22 protein-coding genes are annotated in these 20,376 nt (G+C 34.6%); 13 read left to right on the forward strand and 9 right to left on the reverse strand.

The window, feature by feature from the left end:
• Positions 1–106 precede the first annotated feature (106 nt).
• From ACTF54_RS10785 to ACTF54_RS10805, 5 genes are all read left to right on the forward strand, one after another.
• The gene (locus tag ACTF54_RS10785) at positions 107–259 is read left to right on the forward strand and encodes an SsrA-binding protein (RefSeq protein WP_347195730.1); all 153 of its coding nucleotides are present in this window, start codon (positions 107–109) and stop codon (positions 257–259) included.
• Positions 259–1,095 (forward strand): ABC transporter substrate-binding protein, encoded by an 837-nt coding sequence (locus ACTF54_RS10790; RefSeq protein WP_347195731.1) that lies wholly within the window; start codon positions 259–261, stop codon positions 1,093–1,095. Before ACTF54_RS10785 ends, ACTF54_RS10790 begins: the two co-directional genes overlap by 1 nt.
• A 71-nt stretch (positions 1,096–1,166) precedes the next feature.
• The gene (locus ACTF54_RS10795; protein ID WP_438969333.1) at positions 1,167–1,769 is read left to right on the forward strand and encodes a LemA family protein; all 603 of its coding nucleotides are present in this window, start codon (positions 1,167–1,169) and stop codon (positions 1,767–1,769) included.
• Positions 1,770–1,771: 2 nt separating this feature from the next.
• On the forward strand, positions 1,772–2,209 hold the full coding sequence (locus ACTF54_RS10800; RefSeq protein ID WP_347195733.1) for a TPM domain-containing protein: 438 nt from the start codon (positions 1,772–1,774) through the stop codon (positions 2,207–2,209).
• Positions 2,209–2,982 carry a TPM domain-containing protein gene (locus ACTF54_RS10805; protein WP_438969334.1) on the forward strand — a complete coding sequence of 258 codons (774 nt, stop codon included), beginning with the start codon at positions 2,209–2,211 and terminating at the stop codon, positions 2,980–2,982. Before ACTF54_RS10800 ends, ACTF54_RS10805 begins: the two co-directional genes overlap by 1 nt.
• 94 nt (positions 2,983–3,076) lie before the next feature.
• Here ACTF54_RS10805 and ACTF54_RS10810 read toward each other — a convergent pair whose 3' ends face one another.
• A complete protein-coding gene (locus ACTF54_RS10810; RefSeq protein WP_438969335.1) occupies positions 3,077–7,918 on the reverse strand; it encodes a choice-of-anchor L domain-containing protein in 4,842 nt (1,613 codons plus the stop codon).
• A gap of 256 nt (positions 7,919–8,174) precedes the next feature.
• On the opposite strand from ACTF54_RS10810, the gene ACTF54_RS10815 reads away from it, so the two are divergent.
• From ACTF54_RS10815 to ettA, 3 genes are read left to right on the forward strand one after another with little or no spacing between them, the layout of a single operon-like run.
• Entirely contained in the window at positions 8,175–8,354 is a 180-nt protein-coding gene (locus tag ACTF54_RS10815) for a CAL67264 family membrane protein (protein WP_347196204.1), read from the forward strand.
• A gap of 9 nt (positions 8,355–8,363) precedes the next feature.
• Entirely contained in the window at positions 8,364–8,774 is a 411-nt protein-coding gene (locus tag ACTF54_RS10820; RefSeq protein ID WP_347196203.1) for a hypothetical protein, read from the forward strand.
• Positions 8,761–10,452 carry an energy-dependent translational throttle protein EttA gene (gene ettA / locus ACTF54_RS10825; protein ID WP_438969336.1) on the forward strand — a complete coding sequence of 564 codons (1,692 nt, stop codon included), beginning with the start codon at positions 8,761–8,763 and terminating at the stop codon, positions 10,450–10,452. The genes ACTF54_RS10820 and ettA overlap by 14 nt, the downstream gene beginning before the upstream one ends.
• Before the next feature lie 130 nt (positions 10,453–10,582).
• On the opposite strand, the gene ACTF54_RS10830 is transcribed toward ettA, so the two are convergent.
• On the reverse strand, positions 10,583–11,341 hold the full coding sequence (locus tag ACTF54_RS10830) for a zinc-dependent peptidase (RefSeq protein ID WP_347196201.1): 759 nt from the start codon (positions 11,339–11,341) through the stop codon (positions 10,583–10,585).
• 88 nt (positions 11,342–11,429) lie between these two features.
• The gene (locus ACTF54_RS10835) at positions 11,430–12,164 is read right to left on the reverse strand and encodes a Bax inhibitor-1/YccA family protein (protein ID WP_438969337.1); all 735 of its coding nucleotides are present in this window, start codon (positions 12,162–12,164) and stop codon (positions 11,430–11,432) included.
• A gap of 117 nt (positions 12,165–12,281) precedes the next feature.
• On the opposite strand from ACTF54_RS10835, the gene ACTF54_RS10840 reads away from it, so the two are divergent.
• The 4 genes from ACTF54_RS10840 (at position 12,282) to ACTF54_RS10855 (ending at position 14,364) form a co-directional block, all read left to right on the forward strand.
• Positions 12,282–12,830 (forward strand): RNA polymerase sigma factor, encoded by a 549-nt coding sequence (locus tag ACTF54_RS10840; RefSeq protein WP_438969338.1) that lies wholly within the window; start codon positions 12,282–12,284, stop codon positions 12,828–12,830.
• A gap of 30 nt (positions 12,831–12,860) precedes the next feature.
• Entirely contained in the window at positions 12,861–13,367 is a 507-nt protein-coding gene (locus ACTF54_RS10845; RefSeq protein ID WP_438969339.1) for a hypothetical protein, read from the forward strand.
• On the forward strand, positions 13,364–13,837 hold the full coding sequence (locus tag ACTF54_RS10850; protein WP_347196197.1) for a sensor of ECF-type sigma factor: 474 nt from the start codon (positions 13,364–13,366) through the stop codon (positions 13,835–13,837). The genes ACTF54_RS10845 and ACTF54_RS10850 overlap by 4 nt, the downstream gene beginning before the upstream one ends.
• 188 nt (positions 13,838–14,025) lie before the next feature.
• Entirely contained in the window at positions 14,026–14,364 is a 339-nt protein-coding gene (locus ACTF54_RS10855; protein WP_438969340.1) for a hypothetical protein, read from the forward strand.
• A 1-nt stretch (position 14,365) separates the two neighbouring features.
• Here ACTF54_RS10855 and ACTF54_RS10860 read toward each other — a convergent pair whose 3' ends face one another.
• The 4 genes from ACTF54_RS10860 to ACTF54_RS10875 form a co-directional block, all read right to left on the reverse strand.
• Positions 14,366–14,650, reverse strand: coding sequence for a DUF4230 domain-containing protein (locus ACTF54_RS10860; RefSeq protein ID WP_438969365.1), 285 nt, complete (start codon positions 14,648–14,650; stop codon positions 14,366–14,368).
• Positions 14,651–14,863, reverse strand: a complete 213-nt coding sequence (locus ACTF54_RS10865; protein ID WP_438969341.1) for a hypothetical protein — start codon at positions 14,861–14,863, stop codon at positions 14,651–14,653.
• Positions 14,864–15,781: a GSCFA domain-containing protein gene (locus tag ACTF54_RS10870; protein ID WP_347196195.1), complete on the reverse strand. Its 918-nt coding sequence runs from the start codon at positions 15,779–15,781 to the stop codon at positions 14,864–14,866.
• Between the two features lie 98 nt (positions 15,782–15,879).
• Positions 15,880–16,170, reverse strand: a complete 291-nt coding sequence (locus ACTF54_RS10875) for a hypothetical protein (RefSeq protein WP_347196194.1) — start codon at positions 16,168–16,170, stop codon at positions 15,880–15,882.
• A gap of 175 nt (positions 16,171–16,345) precedes the next feature.
• Between ACTF54_RS10875 and ACTF54_RS10880 the strand changes: the two genes are divergently transcribed.
• Positions 16,346–17,176, forward strand: a complete 831-nt coding sequence (locus tag ACTF54_RS10880; protein WP_347196193.1) for a formate/nitrite transporter family protein — start codon at positions 16,346–16,348, stop codon at positions 17,174–17,176.
• Between the two features lie 13 nt (positions 17,177–17,189).
• On the opposite strand, the gene ACTF54_RS10885 is transcribed toward ACTF54_RS10880, so the two are convergent.
• Together ACTF54_RS10885 and alaS are read right to left on the reverse strand one after the other, a co-directional pair.
• Positions 17,190–17,681 (reverse strand): hypothetical protein, encoded by a 492-nt coding sequence (locus tag ACTF54_RS10885; protein ID WP_438969342.1) that lies wholly within the window; start codon positions 17,679–17,681, stop codon positions 17,190–17,192.
• A 42-nt stretch (positions 17,682–17,723) separates the two neighbouring features.
• The gene (gene alaS, locus ACTF54_RS10890) at positions 17,724–20,345 is read right to left on the reverse strand and encodes an alanine--tRNA ligase (protein ID WP_438969343.1); all 2,622 of its coding nucleotides are present in this window, start codon (positions 20,343–20,345) and stop codon (positions 17,724–17,726) included.
• Positions 20,346–20,376 lie beyond the last annotated feature (31 nt).

The raw sequence follows: 20,376 nt of genomic DNA on the forward strand, positions 1-20,376 counted from the left end.
AAAGGCTGCACTTATTGCATTAGCTTTAAAACCCATTTGCCTTTAGTAAATGGGTTTTACTATTTTATTAATACAGATCGACACGGCAATACACTACCTTTGATATATGAAGAAAGAAGTGTTCAAAATACTAGCCAAGATAAATAAAGCGGTCTTACCCAGCTTTACAAAAAGGCGATTGGATCTAGCCAAAGCCAGCAAATGGCAAATGGCACTTTTTGGATACAGATTATGGGTAACTAAAAATGCACTAGACTAATGTTTTGTAAAATACCAGATCAATTAGGTAGAATGATCGAATTAGATCAACTACCACAAAGAATAATTTCACTTGTACCATCTCAAACAGAATTACTTATAGACCTAGGTTTAAAAGATAGGCTAGTAGGTGTCACTCGCTTTTGTATCCATCCAGCAGGATTGATAGATGAAAAAACCGTAGTAGGTGGTACTAAAAAAATAGTAGAATCTCGCATTATAGAATTACAGCCTGATTTAATCATTTGTAATAGAGAAGAAAACAATCAAAAGATTGTAGAGTTTTGTGATCATATTGCGCCTACTTATGTGTCAGATATTGATAATCTAGAACAAGCTCTAGAAATGATTGCAGATGTAGGAGAACTGACAGGAGCAAAATTTAAAGCAAAATCGCTTATTCGCAATATCACCAGTTCCTTTAAAAAGATTCCGCCTGCTGAGATCAACCAAAAGGCATTGTATTTAATATGGAAAAAGCCATACATGACTATTGGAACAGGAACTTTTATCAATGATATGATAGAAAAAGCAGGGTTTACAAATGCTGCCAAAGAATTGACCAGATATCCAGAATTAGAAGTGGAAGAAATGATCAAATTACAGCCAGATGTGGTCTTTTTATCTTCAGAGCCTTATCCGTTCTCAACAGATGATATTGCAGAGTTGAAGCTAGCTTTTTTAACAGCACCTTCACAAGATCCTGTAAAACCTAATGTTACACCAGATTTTAAAGTGGTAGATGGTGAACTATTTTCTTGGTATGGATCAAGACTATTAAAAACTCCAGAGTATCTACAAACACTTCAACCTAAGAAGACAGACCTTACCATCTAGAAATATTGATTTTTCATATTTCATGTAACTTTGAATTAAATTGGTATACAAATTAAATAAAGAATTATACAATGAAAAAAATAGGTGGATTAGGAATAGTGGGTATTTTACTAGGTCTTTTTGTCATTTACGGCATTTACTGGTACAACAGTACAGTAGGTATGAGTGAAGGAGTAGCAAACACTTGGGCAAATGTTGAAAGTAGTTATCAACGACGTAATGACTTAATTCCTAATATCGTTGCTACTGCTCAAAAATATGCAGAGTTCGAACAAGAAACCTTAACTGCGGTAATTGAAGCGCGTTCTAACGCGACTTCTATAAATGTAGATGCATCAGATTTGACAGAAGAAAATCTAGCAGCTTTTTCAAAAGCACAAAGTTCTGTTAGTTCTGGTCTAGGGAGATTATTGGCTACCTATGAGAATTACCCTAATCTCAAGGCAAACGAAAACTTTAAGGAGTTAATCAATGAATTGAGTAGAACAGAAAATCGCATTAATGTAGAGCGCAATCGCTATAATGATGCGGTAGGAACTTATAATGTAAAAGTAAAGCGAGTACCAGGAGTACTTTTTGCAAGTATTCTAGGCTTTGAACCAGCTGCCTTTTATCAAGCAGATGAAGGTGCTGAGGTAGCGCCAGACGTTAAAAACTTATTTGGATCTAATTAATTATGTCTATAAAGGTAGAGGATTTTCTTACTGCTGCTCAAGAACAAGCTATTATTGAAGCCATACGCACTGCAGAGTTGCTTACCAGTGGTGAAATACGTGTGCATCTAGAATCTGCCTGTGATGATCCTATAGTTCGTGCACAAGAATTATTTCATCTACTTAAAATGGACAATACTAAAGAAGAAAACGGAATTCTGTTTTACGTCGCTGTAGATGATAAAAAATTTGCCTTAATAGGTGATAAAGGAATCCACGATAGAGTAGGCAGTGACTTTTGGATTGCGGTAAGAAATGTGGTATTATCTCGCTTTCGCGAAAGCGAATTTCAAAAAGGCCTTATAGAAGGTATAGAATTAGTAGGTCAAAAACTAGCTGCACATTTTCCTTGGGATATGAATGATACCAACGAATTGTCAGACCAAATCTCTGTGAGCTGATGAGGTTATTCTGTCTTTTAATTTTATCCGTTCTTGCTTTTTCAAAATTGACTTATGGTCAATTTGAAATACCGCCGAAACCAGCAGATAGAAAACAAGTTTTTGTTTATGATTATGCTGGTGTTCTTCCAGATTCACAAGAACAAGCATTGAATGTAAAGTTAAAGCGCTATGCAGACACCACTTCTACGCAAATAGTTTATGCTATTATAAAAAGCTCTAATGGAGAAGAGTTGGACTTATTAGGCGCACGATGGGGACAAAAATGGGGGATAGGTCAAAAGGGAATCGACAACGGCTTATTATTATTGCTTGCTGTAAATGATCGTAAGGTAGATATCAATACTGGTTATGGGATAGAGTACAGGCTATCAGACAGTGATGCAGAGCGTATTGTTAATAGAGTACTCATTCCTAATTTTAAAATTCAAAACTATTACTCAGGTCTTGATCAAGGCGCTGATGCCATCTTTCAAGGTCTTAAAGGTGAGTTTAAAGGCACGCCACAAAGTAGTAATCAAATACCTTGGCAGTTTCTATTGTTTTTTGGAATCATCTTATTGTTCATTATTCTCAATGCAAAAAACAGAAATAATAATGGTAATAATGGCCGTAACAATGGCGGTTCTTTACTAGATATTATTATTTTAAGCAATATGGGACGTGGTGGTTTTGGTGGTGGCGGTTTTGGTGGTGGTAGTTCAGGTGGTGGTTTTGGTGGCGGCTTCGGCGGCGGTGGTTTTGGCGGCGGCGGTGCTGGTGGTAGTTGGTAAAATGATTGCTGTGTTTCCGCTTTCGCGAAAGCGAGAATAAAAAAATCCCTTAACTAGGTCAAGGGATTGTAGCGTTTTACATATTATTGAGAAATTACCTCTTCAAAGAAAAATGTCCCTTTACATCATAATTACCTCTAGAATCTCTTACCTCTAAAGTAAACCAATAATCTGATGATGGCATTGGGTTACCGTTATAAGTTCCATCCCAACCATTAAAATCTTTACCAAAGTTCTTTAATAGTTTGCCATATCTGTCATAAATATAAAAAGTGGCCTGTTCAAAAGTATCAATCTTATCTACATACCAAGTATCATTGAACCCATCATTGTTAGGAGTAAAGAATCGTGGATAATCTATAATCAGAACTATTTGCGGTGGCGTCGGTGCACAGCCATTTAAATCTATAACACGTACCTCATGAAATCCTCTACTCACATTAGTAAAGACGTTGCTCATTTGTGCTGGGCCATTATCTAAAACATATTGATAATCTCCTATACCATTAACATTTACTACTATGGTATTAGGATTTTCAAAATTAGTAGATGCTACAAAGTCCACGTTTGCAGTTTCAGATGCTATTACAGTAAATGAACGTACTGGTGATGCACAGCCTCTTGCGCTTGTTACTTGAACAGTATAATCACCTGGTGTTCTTATATTAATGGAATTTGTAGTTTCTCCTGTTGACCATAAATAGCGATCGCCAGAATTACCTGTAGACGCATTTACAATTACAAAGCTGTCATTACATATTACTTGAAAAGGATCTACAGTCACTAATGGTAATGGATCTACAATTACTTCAAACTCGCCAGTAGTGGAGCAACCTAATGTGGTGTTTGTTACACGAACATAGAAAGTGTCGGATTGATTCACAATTACATTAGTGTCTATTAATTCATTTGTATTGTTTTCTGCATCTGTTTCTGTAGAGAAGTATTGTACGGTATGCGTTGTGGTGCTCAACCCATTTAGAATAGTATTGTTGTTACTAGAAAGATCAAAGTTTAGTTCTTCATCAAAGTTATCATCACATTCTCTGATATTGTAGGTTCCAGAGGCTGCTATTTGTGGAGGTGTTTGTACAATAAGATTGAAACTAGCCGTTGAGAAGCAGCCAGAGTTACTATCATCTGCTCGTATGAAAAGAGTCGCGTTATTTGATGTGTAATTATACGTAGGACTGATCTCGTTTGTACTATTCTCGGCATCTGCAACTGTTTCGTAAAAACCAGTGGTAACACCAGCAGGTAATGGATCGATAAGAAGTGCAGTTACTTCATTTAAATTTGCGGTTGGAGAAGGGTTATCGCAAATTACAAGCTCTATACCTGTATTTAATTGTGGTGGTAGGTTTACAATTAACTCTAAGGTTCCTATATCAAAACACATAGATACAGTATTATAAAACCTTAAGTAAACAGTTTGAGGATTGCTAGTATTAGTAAATGATGTGTCGTTTACAATAGGGTTAGTATCGTTTTCTGCATCTAGAATACTTGTATGCCATGATAATGTCGAGTTAAAAGGTCTAGATCCAACCAAATCTGCTTCTCTAGAGGTTAAATCAAAAGTAGTAAATCCATCAAGATCATCATCACAAGTTGTAGAGGCGGTTATTAGATTCGTTTGTGGACTATCAACTATATTAATAACGATATCTTCTATTTCAAAACAATTTTCATCATTACTTATTCTCGCATAGATAATTTGTGGATTTGTACTGTTGGTAAAGTTGGTGGATAAAGCATTGGTACTGGATTCTGCTTCAAAGACTGATTCGTGAAAAGTTACAGTTAAATTTGTAGATATTCCAGCTGTTATAGCATCTGTGGTCTGCTGCAAATCTAAACTGGCTATTCCATCATTATTATCATCGCAAATTCTTAAGTCTGCTGGTGCGTTGTAAGTAGGAGAATCATCAACTTGGATTAAAAAGGAGTCCACTCCATAACAGGACGTATCGCTGTCATTCTCCACTCTTACCCATATGGTTTCAGGATTACTACTGTTTTGAAAAGCATTGAATTTATCAATTTCATTGATGCTAGAATTTGCATCTGCAGCGTTGGTGTAATAGCGCGCTGTTTTGCCTACTTGTCCATTTAGGATCTCAACATCCTTTGTGAAAAAGAAAAAATCTTCTATGTCATCACCATCAGATTCACAAATCTGGTAGGTGGTAATGGTAGTGAATACTGGTAATGTATTTACTAATATTGGTTGCTGGACTACAGTTTCACAACCAGTAAGGATGTTTTCTACCCTTACAAAAACTATTTCTGTTTGTGCATTGTAAGAATTAGGATTACTAATAGCATTTATGCCTAGGCTGGCATCATTAGAATCATTATGATAAGTAAAACTTCGATTTGATTCCGTTGTTATTTGCGCCTCTTGTGATGTAAGGTCAACTGTAAAAAAGCCATCTTGATCAGTATCACAAATAATGAACCCTGCTGGTGTTCCTGATAAAGGTGCAGGAAGAATATTAATATTAAAAGGTTGATAATCGCTACATCCATTGGGTGCAATCAGCTCTCCATAAACAGTCACTGGATTTGAACTATTAACAAATCCAGTCACTGGATTAATTCCGTTATCTGCATCTAATTGTGATAGGTAGTAACGTACAGAATGATCGTTACCAAATGAACCTCTAACAGCGTCATCAAATTCATTCAGTTCTATGAAGGTAAATAGATCCTGATCTTCATCACAATAGCTTTGATCTAAAATAGGAGCCGATTCAAAATATGGTTCTACTATTAATTCAAAATCAGAAAATTCAGTACATGTAGGACTATTGATTCTTATATAGATGACTTGTGGGTTACTTGTACTGAAATACTCTATCGTTGGATCCAGTTGGTTGGTGTCTGCGAGTTGATCTGCTTCATTTTCAAAAAACTCAATATTGACGTCCTGTAATCCATTAATAAAAAGCGTTTGGATTAAATCAAAATCAAACCCTTCTATTCCATCATTGCTGTTGTCATCACAAGTTATACTGTCTTGAATGTTAGTTCTATCTAAAAGTAAATTAGTATTTAGGTCTACGTCTGCTATAATAGAACAACCAGTTGATATAGATTCAAACCTAATATAGATTCTTTGTATTCTTGGTGTACTATTGTTAAAAGCATTCGGATTTGCAATTGGGTTTAAATTATCAAGAGCATCAGTTTGTGAAAGATGATAACTGATAATAAAATTAGCAACGTTTGTTGTTAATTCTGGAATAGCGCTTGTGATGTCAAAGGTTGCAAATCCATCATTATCTTGATCGCAAGCATCTATTAGTGCAAAAGTAGAATCTAAAACAGGTGGTAGGAGTACATCTAAAGTTATTTCACTAGTTGCAAAGCAACTTGTTAAATCATTTGTTACTCTCGCATAAATGGTATCAGGATTTCCAGTATTAGTATAGAATGTAGGGAGGTTTTGAATGTTATTTATCGCATCGTTTTCTGTCGCATGGTAAGTAATCGTAACATTTGTAGTAGTCGTAGAAACTTCAGTGTCAAATTGTGATAGATCTATAGATACAAAACCATCATTATTATCATCACAAGTAGTAAAGGCAAAATCTGTCGCATCAACAACTTCTGAAACTAATAGATTCACAGGTAAAATATTTTGACAACCTGTGTTGGAATCTGTAATACGTAAAAACACTGTTTGCGGATTACTGATATTTGTATAATCATCTGTTAAAGGATTAGATTGATTTTGGGCGTCGCTTTGATCAAAATAAAATCCAGTTGTGTAAGTACCTGTTGGCAGTTGTGTTAATGCATTATTTGCTACGGCTAGCAAATTGAAGGATTCAAAACCGTCAGCACTTACATCATCACAAAGTTCTTGATCTGGAATATTAATATTTAATTGATTTGGATCAATGGTAACAGTTACATCATCAGATATAATGCAATTTGATCCAGGTAACACAACCGTTATTTCAACTCGGTAATCTCCAGTAACTGTTACATTAAGAGTACTACTTGTTTCACCTATCAGTTCTGTATTGTTTCTAAACCATCTAAAAGTCGCTAGATTATTATCAATAGTAGCATTTAGTGTAGCTTCTACACATGGAAATAAGTCCGGACCTAAATCAACTTCGGCCTGTAAACTTCCTGCTTCTATGAAAATGGCGCTGTCGTATCCTGTAGGATCAAAACTAGATTGATCTGCAATAACCATTTTTAAATGATAGGTGGTATTAGGAATTACGTCTGCAGCTGCAGTTAAAGTCACGGTCCTTCCTTGAAAGTTAGTGTCGCCCAGCATTTGACCAGCAAAGTAATTAGGATTTGTAGCAGGACATTGCCCTACTATTTCTGGATGGACAGTGTCTATTCCAACAGGAGTGTTAGTGCCAGGAAGCACGGCAATATTTTGATAGGTACCTCCTAACGGTCTCAAGAGCAATGCAAAACGATCACCTACATTACAAGGAAAGTTTTGTTGATACTCTTCAGAAGCTAGTAAATAATTAAAACTAATTTTGTTTGAAGTACTAATTAAATCAAATTCTATTACGGTTGCGTTTACGGTATTAGCAATACCAGTAAAGTTTTCAAGATCGGCATCGCCTGTCCATGCGGTTGTTCCATCGCTTAAATCAGTTCCTATCGTATTATTTCCTATTTTATCACCATCGCCGGTACTTAGAAAAAAGCCATTAGAAAAAGGAAAAGAAGAACTACCTTGGGTAAAACTACCAAAACTATCTAAACCATCTACAGACCCATTCATATTTGAAGTTACATTTCTAATTTCAACACAATTATTACCCAAAGATTGTTGTACTAATTGATCTACCGTTAAAGTTGTAGAAGTAGTTATAAGTTGAGCAAATCCTTGATAACCTATCATCACAAATAAGATGAGTAAAATATATTTTTTTAAAATTATTGTTTTCAATGTGACGATTGTTTTTTGCGGTATTCTTTAAATTAGACTTAAGGTGTTGAATATTAGTATTTAAATGTGTTGACAGATCGCGTTTTTCCTTAGATTAAAACTAAACAAATATAACGTAGATAAGAATCCAAAGTTTCAAATAGCATCATATTTATATTTTTTTTAAACTTTTAATCCTATAGAATTGCGTTTCATCGATATTTAAAAAGTCATAAGCCGCATTTAACTATGTATATTTGCAAATTAATTTTAGAATATGGCATTGAATAAAAACGGAGTCCTAGGCTGGGCCACTTTAATAATGATCGTTATAGGTATTGGGCTTATTGCTCTAGGAATTTATCGTTATACGGATATTGGTTGGGGTTTTGGAGCGATAGGTGTTGGTTTTTTTGCTATCGCTTGGGTCTTTAATGCATTAAAAGGTAGGGTATAAGTGAAGGAAGTGATTCATTTTAAGGACATGAATGAGGCTAGATATAGAGTCATACTTCTTATAGCTGTTTTCATGTTGATTTCTGCAGCAGTTCTTTTTTTTCTAGATTTGCGCTTATACAGTTCTATTGCAGCGTTACTAGCAGTAACTTTCTTTTACATGAATAGTTTTGAAGGCTTTTCAACACGCAACTCTGTATCCTATAGTCTTAAATCAATTACCATAAAATTAGTAGGTAGAAAAACATTTGGATTTACCTTTAAAGAGTTAGAGAAAATAGATCTTTCAGAGAAAGGTCTTTATATTAAATCAAAAGGGATGGATGCTGTTAGGCTTTCGCGAAAGCGTTATGAAAATGATTCCCTAACACAGTTATATAAAATTTTACAAGAAAAAAGCACATCAAATGAGCGACGATAAACAAGTAATTTTTTCTATGTCTGGTCTTTCAAAGACCTATCAAAGCACTGGAAAACAAGTATTGAAAAACATACACCTTAGTTTTTTCTATGGTGCAAAAATTGGTATTCTAGGTCTTAATGGTTCTGGTAAATCTACTTTAATGAAGATTATTGCTGGTATTGAAAAGAATTATCAGGGTGATATTAATTTCTTACCCGGTTATAATGTCGGTTATCTAGAGCAAGAGCCACAACTGGATGAGACTAAAACGGTTATGGAAATCGTGCGTGAAGGCGTTGCAGAAACAGTTGCTGTTCTTGATGAATACAACAAGATCAATGATGATTTTGGTCTAGAAGAAGTGTACTCTGATGCAGATAAGATGGAAAAATTGATGAACCGTCAGGCGGTTCTTCAGGATAAAATCGATGCGTTAAATGCATGGGAACTAGATACCAAGCTAGAAATTGCTATGGATGCTCTGAGAACGCCTCCAGGAGAAGCAGAGATTAAAAACCTGTCTGGTGGAGAGCGACGTCGTGTAGCACTTTGTAGGTTATTATTACAACAACCAGAAATTTTATTACTGGATGAGCCTACTAACCACCTTGATGCAGAATCTGTATTATGGTTAGAGCAACATCTTGCACAGTATAAAGGAACGGTAATCGCGGTAACGCATGATAGATATTTCTTAGATAATGTTGCTGGATGGATCCTTGAACTAGATCGTGGTGAAGGAATTCCATGGAAAGGAAATTATTCTAGCTGGTTAGAGCAAAAAGGTGACCGACTGAGAAAAGAAGAGAAAACAGAGTCTAAAAGACAAAAAACACTGGCTCGAGAGCTGGATTGGGTACGTCAAGGTGCTAAAGGTCGTCAGACCAAACAGAAAGCGCGTTTAAATAATTATGACAAGCTTTTAAATGAAGATCAAAAGGTCAAAGAAGAAAAATTAGAGATCTACATACCTAATGGTCCACGTTTAGGAACAAACGTTATTGAGGCAAATGGAGTAAGTAAAGCCTTTGGTGATAAATTACTTTATGAAGACTTGAACTTTGTACTTCCACAAAATGGTATAGTAGGTATCATTGGACCAAATGGTGCTGGTAAAACCACTATTTTCAAAATGATTATGGAACAGGAAAAGCCAGATAAAGGGTCTTTTACTGTAGGAGAAACAGTGCAACTGGCTTATGTAGATCAATCACATTCTAATATTGATTCAAATAAATCGATTTGGGAAAATTTCTCTGATGGTCAGGATATGATCATGATGGGAGGAAAGATGGTGAATTCTAGAGCTTATTTAAGTCGTTTTAACTTCTCAGGAAGCGAGCAAAATAAAAAGGTTTCTACACTTTCTGGTGGAGAACGCAACCGTTTGCACCTTGCCATGACACTTAAAGAAGAAGGAAATGTGTTGCTACTGGATGAGCCTACTAATGATCTGGATGTAAATACATTAAGAGCACTGGAAGAAGGATTGGATAACTTTGCAGGTTGTGCAGTTATTATATCTCACGATAGATGGTTCTTAGATAGGGTTTGTACACATATTATTGCTTTTGAAGGAGATTCACAAATCTATTCGTTTGAAGGTAGTTTTACAGAGTATGAAGAGAATAAGAAAAAACGTTTAGGTGATCATGCTCCTAAAAGAATACGTTATAAAAAACTGACTAGAGACTAGTTGATTTTCTAAGTCTTTTAATTATCAAACCCCAAAGGTTTCCAAAACCTTTGGGTTTTTTATAGTGTGATTCTAGAATTTTCCCGGAAATAAGGGTCTTAGAACAGTAATTTTTTATAAATATTAAATACTAATTTAAAATCCACTCTTCCTTGTAGAGTAATGCCTTAGTAAGATGACTGTAAATGGACGGAAATTCTATTTTAAAATCAGCGTTAGATTCAAAATAGTATTCTACAAGAACCGCCATGAACTCGTATTGATTGGTAAACGCATATTCTCTGAAAAAACGTGTGGCATCTAGTTTACTACGTGTTTCTGGTTTCATTAATTCTAATAATATTTTTCTAGTATATTTTTTGAAGCGCTCTGCATCAATATCGCTACTGTGTTCACTTTCAAAATGAATCACGTGTGTGAATTCGTGCAGGCCTAAATGTAAATTATCATTAGTAATATCCATCCCTTCTTTAAAATCTTTCCAGGAAATAGCCAGAACCTTTGCCGTTGGATTAAATTCTCCTTTATGTAACGACTCATTAGTTGGGCTCATGAAGGGTTCAGGAAAAAACAAGATGGTACTTAATAAAGGATATAGGTAATTACGCCTTCCAAAGCTTAAACGACAGGCAACGCAGGCTACCAGGATCATTTGTTCATCAGTAATAGTTCCTTCATATCTATTTCTGTACTTTTTAGCATCTACAAAAGCCGCTACTCTGTGTTCAAATTCCTTTTGATACTTCTCATTAAGATGGCTATAAAAAGGGTAGGATTGTAGAACTCGCTTTCGCGAAAGCGGTAACTTTTTATTACTCCGTATCTGTCTGTACCATATAAAGTCTCGCTTACCTTGCAGACTGCGTAAAACGAAATGTACTAATACCATAAATAGTCCAAATGCAAATGCCGCTATGACATAAGGACCTAGCCAGAAGGTTTCGGAATTGGGTTGTAGTATTATGTAGTGGATGATTTTAATCGCGAGACATAAAGATTTGTAAAATATACCAGAACAACAGCATTAACGAAGAGAATAATCCCACGGCAGCGCCTACATATTGATCTGTGTGGTATTCATGAACAAGGTTTGAAGTTTGATATAAAATCGTTCCAGCAGCGAGAACAACCATTGCACCACTAAAGAAAAGACCTAAATCAAATCCAAAAATCATTCCTGCAATTATGAATCCTATTGCAATTATAAAACCTACAGTAAGAATACTTTTAAGAAAAGAAAAATCTTTTTTAGTAACAAGTACTACAGCACTTAATGCAGCAAATAAAGAAAGTGTTACAAATGCAGCCTGACTCAGTAAATTACTTTCACTACTACCTTCATAATACTGTTGATATTGTAAGGCAATAGAGATCAATGGTAAGAAGATAACGGCATAGGCAAGAACTATAAGCCCTAATCCTAAATACTGCTGGTTGCGGTCATGAGAAGTATGCGCCTTTTTTTCTGCATAAGAAGTTGCCCACATAAAAGCACCTAAGACCAATAACCAGGTCCAGCCTTGTGCCAGACTAAACATAAAGTCAACTAGAGGTTGTACTTGTAATAAAAGGGTTTCCAGTACCACAAATAAAAGAACTGCCGCAGCTACATGGCCGTAAGTTTTCTTATAAAAATCTGCTCTTACGTCATCAGTAACATGTGATAGTGCTTCAAACTGTTGATCGTATTGAGGGAAATTATCTTGATTCATAGTTTTTAAATAAAGAGTAAATATAATTATAATGTAGAATGTTAAACGTTAACGAAACATTTAAATTACTTTTAAACTCAATTAAACTTTTGGTGGAATCTATGGTCCTAGTAAGGTATGAATAAGACAACAGACAAAGAAATTATTTCTTTGATTCTCGATGATGCTACTGCAAATCAAGGGTTTCGTTTGTTAGTGGCGCAAAATCAAGAACAGTTGTACTGGCAAATTAGAAAAATGGTACTTGTTCACGATGATGCAGATGATGTTCTACAAAATGTTTTTATCAAAATATTTAGAGGGATAAAAAACTTCAATGGAGATAGTAAGTTGTCTACATGGATGTTTAGAATTGCACACAATGAAAGTATTACTTTCCTTAATCGTAGAGCAAATAAAATGCAGTTGTCTTCTCAAGAACTTCAAGATCATTTAATTGAAAAATTAGAGGCAGATGTCTATTTTACTAGTGACGAGATAGAGCTAGCTCTTAAAAAAGCACTTTATCAGTTACCAGATCGACAAAGACAGATATTTAATTTAAGATATTATGACGATCTTATGTTTAAGGAAATCGCAGAAATTTTGGATCTGACAGAAGGTGCAGTAAAAAGTACCTATCATATCGCAGCAAAAAAAGTTGAAAAATATCTTAAAGAAGATTAAACTAATGGACTTTAAAGAAGTCATAAGAATATGAAAAAGAATAACATACATAATAAAGCAGGTTTTAAAGTACCGGATGGTTACTTTGACCAACTTACTGATCGTGTGTTAGAAAAGACTCTTGAACATCAAAATGAAGAGCATGCAGGTTTTAAAACGCCTGATCATTACTTTTCTTCTTTACAGGATCGTATTATGCAACAAGTAACTGAAGAAACTAAAGTAATTCCGTTACAATCTTCAAATAATAAATCATGGCTGTATCCTTTACTGGCAGTAGCAGCATTTTTTATAGCATTGGTAACTATACAAGGAATGTTTTCAAATAGTCAAATTACATTTGCAGACGTAGGAGATCAAGAATTAAGAGATTATATAGCTGGTTCGAACTTTTTACAGGATGACGAGTCCATAGAGATATTATATGCAGATAATAGTATTTTGAATACTATAGAAATAGAAGATGATATAACAGATAGTGAGCTTTTTGATTACCTCATGGAAGACACTACCTTAAATGAAATAATAACAGAATGAGATACGTACTCCTAACATTGATATTGCTTTGTTCGTTTATGGTAAATGCGCAAGGTGCTGATGGTAAAAAAGACCATAAAAGCCATAGAAAAGAAATGCGAGATAAGATTAAAGCACTTTCTATAGCGCACATAACTAAAGAGTTAGATTTAACCACTAAAGAAGCACAAAAATTCTGGCCGTTGTACAACACCGTAAAAGAAGAGCGTGACCGTTTAGAAAAATTAAAAAAAGACTTGATTAAAAAGATGGAAGGTGAGTTTGAAACTATGAATGAGAAGCAGGCTATTTCATATGTTGATCAAATGGTTACCTTGGATCAAAAAATAAGCGCTACTAATTTAGATTACAAGCACGATGAAATTATAGCAGTAATAGGAGCAAAGCGCTTCCTTAAGTTAAAGAAGGCCGAAATGGATTTCAGACGTAAAATGATTAGAGAATATAAAGATCGCAAACGTAGAGAATAATCTTAGATTTAGTTGAGTTAGTAAAATCCTTTTCTATTTAATTAGAAAGGGATTTTTGATTTAAAAATTAGTATTAAAACTTTAAAAATGCTAACCTTGAAGAAATTGATGGTAGCAATTGTAAAAAAGTGAAAGTCAATTTTGATTAAAAAAAACTAGTGTTTATTTTTACCTTAAAAATTATCATGATGAAAAAGATATTTCTAATACTATCTCTAGCGTTGATAGCTAGTTGTACTTCAGGTGAGAAAGAAGCGGTATCCTCAAGTGATGATCCTATCAAGAGTAGTGATATTTATAAAAGCTATGTAAAGGCTTATAATGATTATGCATCTTGTAAAATGGAGCGTCCACAATTGACAACAGATTTTATGGATAATAAGATTAGTCAGGAGGAATTTGCAAAGGCATTAGAGCGCAACAATAAAAGTTGTAATATCAAGAAAGAGATATTCAACAAGTATTATCAGTTACTGGAGGCAGAATACGATAAAGCTGCTGTAGAACATAAAATAATGGAAGAATAGACTAGAATAAAAAAGTATTGATCTCGCTAGAACTATTAACTTGTTTATCATTATAAACTAGTTTCCAGCCCATAGAATTACTCAAAATATAAATATTGCTCAATTCAGTTACTAATCTGTTTTGAGCATTTTTTATTAACTGATCTTTTTCAATTTTTTTCTTCAGATCACTTTTCACCTTTCTAGTTATAGTGTTATAATCTTTACCTTCAAACCGGTTAAGTAACCCATTATCCATTTTATAAAAGGTAAGATTAGGATCAATAATTACTTCTGGTTTGGGAATCTATTTTATCGTTATATTTTTGTCTTCTGCATTTATCTCATACTTCATTTCTGTTACTACTAGCTTGCTAACGTTGTTTATTTCTTTTTCAATTAGAGCTGTTTGTGCAATAAGTTGTTCTTTCTCTCTATTTTGATCCATCAAACGTGTTACAAAATAAAATATAGCCACAGCGATTAATCCACTAATGATATATTTAAAAATATCCTTCATTTACAGCTGTGTTTTTGGAAATTGTTCAATTAACTTTTCTCGCATTTGTTTCAATTTTACTTCATGAGATAAAGTATCGGTTGGTCTATGATGCGACAGTTTTCTATATTTTTCCACAGCTTTTTGTTGTGGTAAAGTGTTTTTGTTGATTCCGCTTTCGCGAAAGCGAGACCAAATAAAATCTATGGCTACCTCATTTAAATGAACCATATCACGAGAATAGAATCTGTAGTCTCTCAACTCGTCCATAGCAATTTCATAGGCTGGGAAATAGTGCGCCTTATTTTGATCTACTTGAGATTGAATAGCCTCATGTAGTCTTGCTTTACTGCGTTGGTTTTCTACAAAACCATCTTTGATATGACGTACTGGCGATAGTGTATAAGTGATAGAAATACTGGGATTTACCGTTTTTACTAAATTATAAATCTCTTCCTGATCAAAGGAGATTTCTTCAATATCAAGCAGTTCTTTTTTAAATAGATGTTGCGGTTGTTTATGACAATTTGCAACGATCATATTTTTTTCTAAATTTCTGTAAACCCAAGCGGTTCCTAATGTGATGAATAGGTGTGTGCTATTTTTTAATGCAATTTGTAACTTTTCTAAACCGTTGTTTAGATTTTTGAGTAGCTGTTTAGGGTCGTTATCATTTAAATCAGAATGAACTAGATAGGAGAAATGAGACGTACAATCTTCAAGGGTGAAAGCTTGATTTTTCACAGCTCTTTTTACAAGCAATTTTATACTAGTAGAATTAAATACAATCCCAAATGGATTAACAACAACGTCAAAACCATAGTAAGCTAGTTTATTACCTATGTTTTCTGTAAAACAACTGCCTAATAAAGTGACTTTTGATTGGTAATCAATTAAGTTAGTTAAAGTTTTAACAGGAACCGTAGTGGTAAGTTTCATTTTCAATTGATTCTATGGTATTTCAAAGGTACGATCTTAATAAAAAGTATATCAAAAGTAAACGTGAAAACTAAACTAGAGAAAATGGATTACTTCACTTACACAAACATGAATAGGTAAAGTTGTATTAAACCGTACAAAAATATAGGGACAAGAATTACGGTGATAATAAAAGTTGCTATGGTTTTTCTTCTGGCAGTCTTCACTTCTAGTTGATAAGCATCTTTAACTGCTTGAACCTGCTGTGGAGTAAATCTTTTCTCTTTTATTTTACCGTTATAATAGCTCGATCCCGAATCGAGTCCTTTAAATTTTAAACGTGATTTTTTAAGCGCTGCATTATTCTTCATCGCTGTAATCATTGCCTGTATGGAACCACCGCTACTCATATCATATATGTAGTTATTTAAGGTAAATAGTTACGAAAGGTTGGTATAAATAGATTTTAATTAATGGTAATTTGTTTTTTTATGAATTAATTGAGGAAATTTTTAGTGAGATAAGGTTATCTTTCTTTTGATGCTAGTATACTAGAAAAGTATGATAAATAGGTAAGGTATAATTATGTCAAAAAAAGAAGTTGAAGAAATTATAGATACTAAATCTGATAAAGAAGAGATTGAAGATCAGGATGATATTTTGGTAAAACAATTATGTGAAGGACTGGATACCTATCGCAAGAATAGAGTGTCTACATTCTTAAGCAGCTTGATGGCAGGTTTGGAAATTGGTTTTAGCTTTATGCTAGTCGCTATCGTTTATACTCTTTTCAATGGAACAATCGATGATAAATACATCCCTTATCTAGCCGCCTTTCTATATCCGTTGGGTTTCATTTTAGTGGTTTTAGGTAAGTCTATTCTGTTCACAGAACAAACATCGTTGTTGTCTTTACCGGTATTAAGTCGTCGTAAAACGGTAGGTGATTTGATGTCACTTTGGGGAATAGTCATCCTCGGAAATCTAGTAGGAGGTTATCTTATAGGGGCATTATTAGTCTGGATAGGTCCGCAATTAGGTGTCATTTCTTATCAAGGAATAGAAAACCTAAGTGATCATGTGAATCACTACTCTAGAGATATTATTCTAGTAAGCTCTGTTCTAGCAGGATGGTTGATGGCGCTTTTATCTTGGATCATTACTTCTACACACAAAGCAACAGGTAAAATATTGATTATTTACATAGTCACCTTTGTTATAGCACTTGCTGGACTGCATCACAGTATAGTAGGCAGTATAGAGGTTTTTGCAGGCTTTTTAGTTTCTGATAAGATTACTTTTATCGATTACCTAACCTTTCAATCGACATCCCTTCTAGGGAATGCCATCGGTGGTGTTTTCTTTGTGGCTATTCTAAAGTATGGTGCATTTCTTGCTAATAATAGTGAGGAGTAGCAATATTGTAGGTTTACATTTTCCAATTTAAATCGGTTTCCTTAATTATATCAAGGGAATTGAAATAATTAAATATATCTATGTAGTTAGAAGAGTTTTTGTTAAAAGAAATTGTGCCGCCGGATTTTATAAATAGTACGAAATGCGTGTTCAATTCAATCGATTTATTGATTGCATCATGTTTAAATGAAAATTCCATACCATTACCGACAACAATAATCTTGTCCTGTAGTAAATGATAAAAATCGGTTTCTGTCAGGTTATCACCTAACTCATCCATTTTATCTTTCAAATACTTGCGATATTGCTTTATATTTAGTTTTTTAAACCTAATTGGGTACAATAAAAACCATAACGCACTAATCATTACGTTTATAATAAGCAGCCACAAAGAGTATCCTTTAAAACTAACTATTACCGTGGTGCAAAGAATCCAAATCAAAGGAGTAACCGTTCTAAATATTCCTGTAAACTTTTGAATTTTGAGCTTGATAAAATAACCCAACTAAAGCATCTTCTATAGTTATAGCTTCTTCAATTACCATCTTTATACCATTTCCCTAGCCGCCACAAGCGCCGCATCAATCCCAGCAGCATTTTTACCGCCAGCAGTAGCAAAATGAGACTGGCCGCCGCCGCCGCCTTGAATATGCTTTCCTAGTTCGCGTACTATTTTACCAGCGTCTAGCGATTTTTCTTTTACCAGATTCTTACTTAGAATTACTGTTAAGGTTGCTTTATCTCCATTTGCCGCTCCTATAATTAAGAAAAGGTTTTCCATTTCTCTCTCGATATCAAAGGCTAATTCCTTTACTGATTTTGCATCAAGATCTGTTTTTGTAGCAATAAAGTTAACTCCGTTAATAACAGTTGCACTAGCCATTAAATCACCTTTAAGGTTTCCAGCTTTTGCTTTTAAAAGTTGTTCAATTTCTTTTTTTAATGATGCGTTTTCATCCTGAAGTGCTTCAATAGATTCCGCTAGGTTTTTTGTAGGATTTTTTAATATGGCTTTTATCTCATCAAAATGTTTTGATTGCTCAGTAAAAAAGTCTTTCACAGCATCACTAGAAATGGCTTCAATACGTCGTATTCCAGAGGCTACAGCACTTTCACTGGTAATTTTAAAATGCCAGATATCAGCTGTATTATTCACATGCGTACCACCACAAAGTTCTTGACTTTTTCCAAATTTGATCGTACGAACTACATCCCCATATTTCTCACCAAATAAGCCTATTGCTCCTTCTGCGATGGCCTGATCGTACGTGTTATTTCTATTTTCTTCTAGAGGTAATTGTTCTCTGATTCTTGCGTTTACAAAATTCTCAATTTCAACTAATTCTTCGTTGGTCACTTTTGAAAAATGAGAGAAGTCAAATCGTAAACTGGCACTGCGTACCATAGAGCCTTTTTGCTCTACATGTGTTCCCAATACTTTTCTTAGGGCTTGGTGCAATAGGTGAGTGGCTGTGTGATTAGAAGCAGTGCGCGCTCTTTGATGAGCATCTACAATGACTTTATAAGTTCCCTCTAGTTCATTCGGTAAGTTTTTAGTTAAATGAACGGTTTGACCATTTTCTTTTTTTGTGTCTATGATATAAACCGTATCACCACTCGAACTTTCTAAATATCCTTTATCACCTGTTTGTCCACCACTTTCTCCATAAAATGGTGTCATGTTAAAGACTATTTGATACAGTTCACCATCTTTCTTACTGGTTACTTTTCTATATTTTGAGATTCTAACATCTGCCGTTAATCGATCGTAACCTATAAATTCTTGGGTGTCATCTTCTCTTAAAATAGTCCAGTCTGTAGTTTCGGTAGCACTTGCTTTACGAGAACTATCTTGTTGTTTTTTAAGAGCAACGGCAAATCCATCTTCATCCATTTGAAGACCTTGTTCACTTAAAATCAAACGAGTTAACTCTTTAGGGAAACCATACGTATCATTTAATTCAAAAGCTTTTTTACCATCTAGAATGCTAGAACCTGCGCTCTTCATGTTAACAACCATTGAATCTAGTAGAGCAAGACCATTTTCTAAAGTTCTTAAGAAAGAAGCTTCTTCTTCCTTGATCACATTTATAATCAGGTTTTTTTGTGACTTTATCTCTGGAAAAGCATCGCCCATTTGTTTAGAAAGCGTGTTGACCAGTTGGTAAATAAAAGGTTCTTTTTTGTTCAAATAAGTAAATCCATAGCGTATAGCACGACGCAAGATCATACGTATGACATAACCTGCACCATTATTAGACGGCAACTGACCATCTGCAATAGAAAAAGAGACCGCTCTTACGTGATCTGCAATAACTCTTATGGCGATGTCTTCTTGCTCTGTTTTTCCATAGCTGTGTCCAGTAATCGTCTCTATTTCTCTAATAAGAGGTGTAAAAACATCGGTATCATAATTAGACTGCACGTTTTGCAAAACCATGGCAAGACGCTCAAATCCCATTCCTGTATCTACATGTTGGGCTGGTAGATTTTTTAAAGAGCCGTCTGCCATGCGATTGTACTGCATGAAAACGAGGTTCCAGATTTCTACCACTTGAGGATGATCCATGTTAACTAATGAAGCACCATCTACTTGTGCTTTTTCATTAGCATTTCTAATGTCTACATGTATTTCAGAACACGGTCCACAAGGTCCTTGCGCGCCCATTTCCCAAAAATTATCTGCTTTGTTACCGTTAAGAATGCGATCCTCATCAATCAATTCCTTCCAATAGTTATAAGCTTCTGTATCGCGATCTAGATTTTCACTTTTGTCACCTTCAAAAATCGTAACATAAAGACAGTCTTTATCAATTTTATAAACATCGGTAAGTAATTCCCAAGCCCAGGTTATGGCTTCTTTCTTAAAATAATCGCCAAAACTCCAGTTTCCTAGCATCTCAAACATCGTATGGTGATATGTGTCAACACCTACCTCTTCAAGATCATTGTGTTTACCACTTACTCGCAGACATTTTTGAGAATCTGTAATACGGTTATTTTTAGGGTCAGAATTTCCTAAAAAATACTCTTTAAATTGATTCATTCCCGCGTTAGTAAACATCAAGGTAGGATCATTTTTGATCACCATAGGTGCACTAGGAACAATTTGGTGTTTTTTATTTTCAAAAAACTCAAGAAATGTTTGGCGTATTTGTTTTGACTTCATTCTAGCTGTGATAGCGGTTAGTTCAATTTTC

The organism is Nonlabens sp. (assembly GCF_965657255.1).
Classification (GTDB): Bacteria; Bacteroidota; Bacteroidia; order Flavobacteriales; family Flavobacteriaceae; genus Nonlabens.